Source organism: Mycobacterium sp. E1715 (assembly GCF_001667625.1).
Classification (GTDB): Bacteria; Actinomycetota; Actinomycetes; order Mycobacteriales; family Mycobacteriaceae; genus Mycobacterium.
The window spans coordinates 1-862 of the sequence record NZ_LZJJ01000334.1 but is presented as its reverse complement, the minus strand read 5'-3'; the positions used below and the strand labels follow the sequence as shown (position 1 = coordinate 862).

At 68.4% G+C, this 862-nt stretch carries 1 protein-coding gene; it reads right to left on the bottom strand.

The annotated features are described in order from the left end of the window. Positions 1 to 862, bottom strand: an 862-nt coding sequence (locus A9X03_RS17110; RefSeq protein ID WP_156746582.1) for an AMP-binding protein, incomplete at both ends; no start/stop codon positions are given.

Sequence of the window (862 nt, the reverse complement as noted above, 5' to 3'; positions counted from 1 at the left end):
CCCGCCGCCAACCCCGACCGACCCGCATACCCACACGCCACACCCCGACCCGCCACATACAACTCACCGACCACACCCACCGGCACCGGGTTCAGGCAGTCGTCGAGGACGAGGAAGCTCAGGTGGGCCAGCGGCGCGCCGATCGGGCTGGCGTTGGTGTCGACATCGCTCGCGACGATCTCCCGGAAAGAGGCGTGCACCGTGGTCTCGGTGATGCCATACATGTTGATCAGGCGCGGCGACCGCCGGTGACCGTTCAACCACTTGCCCAGCCGCTGCGGTTCAAGCGCCTCGCCACCGAACACCACGGTCCGCAGTTTCCCCTCCCGGGCCAACTCGGGTGAGAGGGCGTAGAACGCCGACGGTGTCTGGCTCAGCACGTTGACCTGCTCGCGAATCAGCATGGTGCGCAGGTCTTCTGGTGAGCGGACCACCGCGTCGGGCACGATCACCAACCGGCCGCCGTGCAACAGCGACCCGAAGATCTCCCACACCGAGAAGTCGAAGGCCAACGAGTGACACTGCGACCACACCCGGCCCAGCGCCAGCTCGTCGTGCACCGACTCCAGCAACTGGGTGACGTTGTGATGGGTGACGGCCACGCCCTTCGGCGTACCGGTGGTCCCCGAGGTGTAGATGATGTACGCGACGTTCGCCGACGACGGGGCGGGCAGCGGGTCGGCGCACTGGCCCGCGACGGCGGCCGTGTCGAGATCGATGACCGCCACGCCTGATCCGTCGAGCCTCGAGCGCAAGGCGGGGTCGGCGATTGCGGCGATCGGCGCGGCGTCGGTGAGCATGAACTCGATGCGGGCCGCCGGCAGTGCCGGGTCGATGGGCAGGTAGGCCGCGCCGGTCTTGA